The 7350-nt window shown below is 71.8% G+C and carries 5 protein-coding genes; 3 read left to right on the top strand and 2 right to left on the bottom strand.

What is annotated here, in order from left to right; all coding sequences use genetic code 11:
* Positions 1 to 42 precede the first annotated feature (42 nt).
* Entirely contained in the window at positions 43 to 1542 is a 1500-nt protein-coding gene (locus C1J01_RS53045; protein ID WP_111179369.1) for a M48 family metallopeptidase, read from the bottom strand.
* Positions 1543 to 1623: 81 nt separating this feature from the next.
* Here C1J01_RS53045 and C1J01_RS13875 point away from each other — a divergent pair, with 81 nt between their 5' ends.
* Together C1J01_RS13875 and C1J01_RS13870 are read left to right on the top strand one after the other, a co-directional pair.
* On the top strand, positions 1624 to 2847 hold the full coding sequence (locus C1J01_RS13875) for a deoxyguanosinetriphosphate triphosphohydrolase (RefSeq protein ID WP_111179368.1): 1224 nt from the start codon (positions 1624 to 1626) through the stop codon (positions 2845 to 2847).
* Positions 2848 to 2912: 65 nt separating this feature from the next.
* Complete coding sequence (locus C1J01_RS13870; protein WP_181448739.1) at positions 2913 to 4070, top strand: NAD(P)/FAD-dependent oxidoreductase; 1158 nt, start codon at positions 2913 to 2915, stop codon at positions 4068 to 4070.
* On the opposite strand, the gene C1J01_RS13865 is transcribed toward C1J01_RS13870, so the two are convergent.
* Positions 4042 to 4923: a M23 family metallopeptidase gene (locus C1J01_RS13865; RefSeq protein WP_181448738.1), complete on the bottom strand. Its 882-nt coding sequence runs from the start codon at positions 4921 to 4923 to the stop codon at positions 4042 to 4044. The genes C1J01_RS13870 and C1J01_RS13865 overlap by 29 nt on opposite strands.
* Before the next feature lie 194 nt (positions 4924 to 5117).
* Between C1J01_RS13865 and dnaG the strand changes: the two genes are divergently transcribed.
* Positions 5118 to 6962, top strand: coding sequence for a DNA primase (dnaG, locus tag C1J01_RS13860; RefSeq protein WP_111179366.1), 1845 nt, complete (start codon positions 5118 to 5120; stop codon positions 6960 to 6962).
* Positions 6963 to 7350 lie beyond the last annotated feature (388 nt).

The raw sequence follows: 7350 nt of genomic DNA, 5'->3' as shown, positions 1-7350 counted from the left end.
GAGCACCGCGCCGACCTGGAGCGGGCGCTGCGCTGAGCCGGGCTAGCGGGCGACGGCGGGGGTGGGCTCCTCGGTGGGGACGTAGTCGTGACGCATCCCGTGGTCGCCGAGCCACTTCCGCAACCCGGCCACGGCCGCCGGGTCGGCCGCCACCTGGGCGGCGTACTCCGACAGCGAGACCTCCTCGCCGTCGTGGAACAGCAGCCGCGCGGGCCCCGACCACGACAGCGTCCACCGGGCCTGGCCGAGCTGGATCAGCACCGCCTCCAGCGCCTGCCCCAGCACCCCGGCCAGCATGTTCTCGGACGGGTTCCAGCCCAGCTCCAGCAGCCGGGCCTCCAGCTCCGCCTGCCGCCCCCGCGCGATCGCCTCGAACGCGGCGTCCAGGTACGGCCGGGCGGAGCCCATGACCCGCTGCCCGGCCACCGCCAGGTCGTGCAGGGCCTCGGCGTTGCGGCCGGCGTACATGCCGTGGGCGACCAGCTCCTCCCACGGCACCGGGCGCAGTCTCTCCAGGGCCTCCGGCGTCCACATGGTCTGCTCCACGGCCTGCACCGCCACGTTCGCGTCGACCAGCAGCGTCAGGGCGGAGCGCGGGTCGGGCGTGTGCGGCGGCTCGGGCAGGCGCTCGATCGCGGCCAGCCGTTCGGCCAGGCCGGGGTGGGAGTCGTACGGGGAGACCTCTTCGGGCTGCCGGCCGAGCTCGGCGAGCTGGGCCTGCCGGACTGGGTCGCTCATCAGCTGGTGGAACCCGCCGAACACGGTCGCGGGCCGCGCCCCGCCCGCGCCGGCGAGCGAGAGGTAGCCGGAGGTGTACACCTCCCAGGCCAGCGCGGTGGTGTGGACCTTGCGCAGGGCGTTCGCCATGGCCTGGCGGCCGCCGATCATGACGGCGAACTCGTCGGCCTCCAGCTCCTGCCGGCGTGAGACGGCCTGCGAGACGCGGAGGTAGAGCCGGGCGTACATGCGGAACACGCGCTGGATGGCCGGGTGCTTGCCGAGGCTCTGCACGGTCGCGATCAGTGAGACCCGGCCCCGGTAGACCGGCGCGCCGAGGCGGGTGTGCGCCCCGCTGTAGTGGCCGAGCTCGTGCCCGAGCACCGCGCGCATCTCGTCGACCGTGAGCGTCTGCAGCAGCGGCAGCCCGATGTACATCCGCCGCCGCGTCGCCCGCAGCCCCAGCAGGCGGGTGTCCTCCGACACGGCGGCGTTCACGTCGGCGATCAGGCGGATCTCGTCCGGCGGCGCGGTGCGCACCGTCCGGGCGAGGTCCTCGACGGTCTGCCACAACACGGGCTCGTGCTCGCGTCCCACCGCCACACCGGGCTGCTCGCCGCTCCCGCCGCGGCTCACCATGATCAGCGTACGGACGAGCGTCACCGCGGCGAGGGTGAGCACGACGGCGAACTCGATCAGCCGGGGACGGAAGTCGACGAAGAGCCAGACATCGAAGAAGATCGCGGCCGCCAGGACCAGGCCGACCAGCACGTAGAAGCCGGCGAGCAAGGCGAACGCCAGCACCGCTCGTAACGCTGTCGTCATGGGGGAGTCGCTCCCGGGGAAGGGGTTCTCGCGAGGCTGACCTTAGCGGAACACCGCAAACTGGATAAAATCACTGGACCAATGCCCACTTACGACGAGCACGACCAGGAACGTTGGGTTCCGGAACCTCCCGGCAATCCCCGGCGTTCGGCGTTCGAGCGCGACCGGGCCAGGGTGCTGCACAGCGCCGCGCTGCGCAGGCTGGCCGCTAAGACCCAGGTCGTCGGCCCCGGCGAGACGTTCGGCGGCGGCCAGCACATCCCGCGCACCCGGCTGACCCACTCGCTCGAATGCGCCCAGGTGGGCCGGGAGATGGGCGCCGCCCTGGGCGTCGACCCCGACCTGGTGGAGACCGCCTGCCTGGCGCACGACCTGGGGCATCCGCCGTTCGGGCACAACGGGGAGGTGGCGCTCGACGCGCTCGCGGCCCCGTGCGGCGGTTTCGAGGGCAACGCCCAGAGCCTGCGCCTGCTGACCAGGCTGGAGGCCAAGGTGCTCACCGAGGACGGCCGCAGCGCCGGGCTCAACCTCACCCGCGCCGCCCTGGACGCCTCGATCAAGTACCCGTGGACACGCGACGGCGGTTCGCCCAAGTTCGGTGTGTACGACGACGACCTGCCGGTGTTCCGGTGGGTCCGGGAGGGCGCGCGAGAGGGCCGGGTGAGCTTCGAGGCGCAGATCATGGACTGGGCCGACGACGTCGCCTACTCCGTCCACGACCTGGAGGACGCCCTGCACTCCGGCCACGTCGTCCCGGAGGCGCTGCTGTCGCCGGGCGAGCGCCGCGAGGTGTGCCGGACCACCCGCACCTGGTACGCCCCCGGCGCCGACCTCGGCGAGCTGGAGGAGGTCTTCGCCCGGCTCATCACCCACCCGCTGTGGCCGCGTCACTTCGAGGCCACGCTCGCCGACCTGGCCGGGCTGAAGGCGCTCACCAGCGGGCTCATCGGCCGGTTCTGCACCTCCGCCCAGGCCGCCACGATGGAGGTGCACGGCGCCCGCCACCGCGCCGACCTCGTCGTCCCGCGCACCACGAGGCTGGAGTGCGCGCTGCTCAAGGGGGTCACCGCGCACTACGTGATGACCACGGAGGGCCACCACGCCAACCAGGCCAGGCAGCGGGAGCTCATCACCGAGCTGGCCTCGCTGATCACTCTCGGCGCGCCCGGCACGCTGGAGCCGGCCTTCCGCCCCGCGTTCGGCAAGGCGCCCGACGACGCGGCCCGCGTCCGCGTGGTCATCGACCAGATCGCCTCGCTCACCGACACCTCCGCGGTGGCCTGGCACCGCCGGCTCACCCGCTGACAAAGGTTCGTCTGAACTGGCACAACCGGCTGGCCCGAGGACCGCGCCGGGCGGATACTGCGCCCATGGCCACCTATGTGATCGTCGGCGCCGGGCTCGCCGGGGCGAAGGCAGCCGAGACGCTGCGCGAGGAGGGCTTCGACGGCGAGATCGTGCTGATCGGCGCGGAGAGCGAACGGCCCTACGAAAGGCCGCCCCTGTCCAAGGAGTTCCTGCAGGGCAGGAGCGAACGCGACACGATCTACGTGCACCCGCCGGAGTGGTACGCCGACCACGCGGTCGACCTGCGGCTCGGCACACGCGTGACCCGCATCGAGCCGGACCGCCGCCTGGTCAGGCTGGGCGACGGCTCGCGGCTGCCGTACGACCGGCTGCTCATCGCGACGGGCGCGGTGCCGCGGCGGCTGCCCGGGCCCGCGTACTACCTGCGGACCGTCGAGGACAGCGAGGCGCTCAAGGAGCGCTTCGCCAAGGGCGTGAGCGTGCTCGTCGTGGGCGCGTCCTGGATCGGGCTGGAGACCGCGGCGGCGGCGCGCACGGCCGGCTGCGAGGTCACCGTGGTCGAGCCCGAGCCGACCGCGCTCAACAAGGCGCTGGGCCCCGAGCTGGGCGCCCTGTTCGCCCGCCTGCACGCGAGCAAGGGCGTCGACCTGCGCTTCGGCACGGCCGCCGCGGAGATCACCCAGACCGGCGTGCGGCTAAGCTCGGGGGAGCGGCTCAGCGCCGACCTCGTCGTGGCCGGCATCGGCGCGAGCCCCGAGGTCTGGCTCGCCCGCGACGCGGGGCTCGACGTCGGGCAGGGCATCCTCACGGACGCGGCGCTGCGCACCTTGCACCCCGACGTGTTCGCCGCGGGCGACGTCGCGGAGTTCCTCCACCCGGTGTACGGGCGGCGCATCCGCGTCGAGCACTGGGCCAACGCCCTGCACGGCGGCCCGGTCGCGGCCCGGTCGATGCTCGGCCAGGAGGTCGTCCACGACCGGCTCCCGTACTTCTACACCGACCAGTACGAGCTGGGCATGGAGTTCTCCGGCGACATCGAGGGCCACGACGAGATCGTCTACCGCGGCGACCCCGAGAGCCTGGAGTTCATCGCGTTCTGGCTGCGCGGCGGCCGGGTGATCGCGGGCATGAACGTCAACGTCTGGGACGTCGTGGACGAGATCCAGGAGCTGATCCGGTCGGGCGTCGTCGTCAGTCGAACGGAGCTATCTCGGGGTTGATCGTGACGACGTCGTCGCTGCCTCTGTTGTCGTCGTTCCCCCGGGTGGGGCGCGGCTTCGGGGTCTTGGACGGCTCCGCCGGCTGCTGCCTCGATGCGCACAGGACGGTGCACGGCGGCGTCTCGCCGAGCTTCTTGCGCAGCTTCAGCGTCTGCTCTCGAGGAGAGAACGTACGGTTGCCGCTCTGCCAGGCGTCGAGGTAGTCCCACGGCTCGACCATGCCGCGGCGGACCCACCAGTAGGCCGGGCCGGTCTTCCACGAGATCGCGAAGTAGAGGTTGGAGCCGGTGTCGCGGGCGTTGCCCGACCGGCCCACCCGGCCGAGCAGCCGGCCGACCTTGACGCGGACGCCCGGCTCGATGCCCTCGGCGACCGACTCGAGGTGGCCGCCCAGGTAGCGCACGCCGTCGTCGCCGATGATCGTGACGAACCTGCCCTCGCGGTCGGGCCCGGCGTCGGTGGCCGGGTTCCACCGGTCCTGGGTGTTGACCTCGTCCACCACCCCGCCGACGGGCGCCACGAACGCGCATCCCTCCTGCGCCCAGATCGTGGTCTTGGGCAGCACGAGCAGCTTGCGCTGGTAGGTGGTCTCACAGTCCTTCACCGGGAAGGTGTAGGTGTGCTTCGACAATGTGGGCGGCGGCACGTTGACCGGGGCCGAGGCCGCGGGCGGCTGCTCGGCGGCGGCCTGGTGCTCCGGCGTCGGCGCGGGGGTGGCGGCGGCGGTCGTCGCCGGAGGCGTGGCGGGGGAGGTGGCGCCGACACCCGCCACCCCGGTGGCCTGGGTGCAGGCACCGGTCAGCAGCACGGCGCCCGCGACGGCCGCCAATCGTCCGATACGCCCCGATTGCATGGTCTCCACCTGTGTCACTGTTTCCGCCGGTTCCACCCGACAACTTTTACCTTTGTAGCCCACCGGGGACCCCCGCATTGCCGCTTTCCGGCTTTAGCAGCCCGCGGGTAACCGTCGCCTATCCCTCCGAAGCCTCATGCCCGGAACACCCGGGACGTCGGGAACCGTCGGCGGGGCGGAATAGACTCACCGACGTGGCTGGCCGGATCCGTGATGTCGACATCGCACTCGTGCGCGAGCGCTCCCCCATCGCCGAGGTCATCGGCGAGCACATCCAGTTGCGCAACGCCGGAGGCGGCAACCTCAAGGGGCTGTGCCCCTTCCACGACGAGAAGAGCCCCTCGTTCAACGTGACCCCCGAGCGGGGGATGTTCTACTGCTTCGGGTGCTCCGAGGGCGGCGACGTCATCACGTTCGTCGAGAAGATCGAGCACCTGTCGTTCGGCGAGGCCGTCGAGCGGCTGGCCCAGCGGGCCGGCATCCAGCTCCAGTACGAGCAGGGCGGCTACGTCCCGAGGCGTGACCACGGCGAGCGGGCCCGGCTGATCGAGGCCCACCGGGCGGCCGCGGAGTTCTACGCCGACAAGCTGATGAGTCCCGACGCGGCGCCCGGGCGGCGCTTCCTGTCGGAGCGCGGCTTCGAGCGGGCGGACGCCGAGATGTTCGGGGTCGGCTACGCGCCCGCCGAGTGGGAGGCGCTGACCCGCCATCTGCTGGCGCGCGGGTTCACCTCCGAGGAGATCGTCAAGGGCGGGCTGGCCAAGGAGGGCCGGCGGGGGCCGATCGACCGGTTCCGCGGGCGGCTCATCTGGCCGATCCGCGACGCCACGGGCGACGTGATCGGATTCGGGGCGCGGAAGTTGCTCGATTCCGATGACGGTCCGAAATACCTCAATACTCCTGACTCGCCGCTTTACAAGAAGAGCCAGGTCCTTTATGGGATTGATCTAGCGAAACGCGAGATCTCCAAGCGCGCCCAGGCCGTGATCGTCGAGGGATACACCGACGTGATGGCCTGCCATCTGGCCGGCGTGCCCACCGCCGTGGCCACGTGCGGCACGTCGTTCGGCGAGGAGCACATCAAGATCCTGCGCCGTTTCCTGTTCGACCAGGCCGAGTTCCGCGGCGAGGTCATCTTCACCTTCGACGGCGACGCGGCCGGGCAGAAGGCGGCGCTGCGGGCGTTCGCCGACGAGCAGAAGTTCGTCACGCAGACGTACGTCGCGGTGCAGGCCGACGGGCTCGACCCGTGCGACCTTCGGGTCAAGCAGGGCGACGCGGCCGTGCGCGACCTGATCGCCAGCCGCGAGCCGCTGTTCCAGTTCGCGATCAGGAGCACGATCTCCCGTTACGACCTGCGCAGCAACGAAGGCAAGATCGCCGCCCTCGACGCCGCCGCGCCCATCGTGGCCGCGATCAAGGACGTCGGCCTGCGCAAGCGCTACGCCATCGACCTCGACCGGTGGCTCGGCTTCATGGACGAGCGGTTCGTCATGCAGCGCATCGGCGAGGTGTCCGGCGCCCAGCAGGGCCGCCGCCGGCGCGTCGCCCACGCCGCGCCGGTCGACCCGAGCGTGCGCGTCGAGCGGGAGCTGCTCAAGCTGGCCGTCCAGCGTCCCGCGCTGCTGGGGCCCCAGTTCGACATCCTCGACCCGCAGGCGTTCACCACGCCCGAGCACACGGCCCTGCACAAGGTCATCACCGCCGCGGGCGGCCTCGCGGCGGCCGCGCACGGGGGGCGCGAGTGGGTCGACCGGCTGCTGGAGCACGCCTACGAAGAGGGGTCGCGGGCGCTGGTGACGCGTTTCGCGGTGGAGCCGTTCCAGGCGGACGCCGAGGTCGAGCAGCGCTACGCGACGGGGATCCTCGCGCGCGTGGAGACGATGGCGGTCGACCGCGCCATCGCCCAGGTCAAGTCCCGGCTCCAGCGCATCAACCCGGTGGACGAAGACCAGGAGCACCGCCGCCTCTTCGGCGAGCTCCTCGCCCTCGAGAAACAACGCAAGGTCCTCCTCGAACGAGCCACCGGCACGCAGTGACCTCCCGCCCCCGACGGCAAGAACCCTCCATCGATGCCACACGGCTCCCGGCGCCCGCCCACTGATCACCCGCGTCACCAACCCCGCGGGGCGATGCGGGGCCGGCGGGGTTCCGCGTGACTCAGGGTGGCTCTCATCGGGGCAGCCGTATTTCCTGTCGGCCCCGCGGACGTCGCCATGCGCATGGGGCGGGGGCTCCAGGGCGTGTGGGTTTGTAACAGTTCGGATGCGTTACTGGCGGTATACCAAGGCGGTTCAGGCGGGAACCTGGCACGGTCCAACGGGCGCCACAGCAGGGGGCGGAGGGTATCCGGGCAGGGAGAATGTTGCGTCCGGCTCTGGACGCCCGCCGGGCGCGTGAATCCTGATCGCGTAATTGACTTTACTT

The organism is Nonomuraea aridisoli (genome assembly GCF_003236395.1).
Classification (GTDB): Bacteria; Actinomycetota; Actinomycetes; order Streptosporangiales; family Streptosporangiaceae; genus Nonomuraea; species Nonomuraea aridisoli.
The sequence above is the reverse complement of the archived record's forward strand: the minus strand, read 5'-3'. Positions and strand labels throughout refer to the sequence as shown.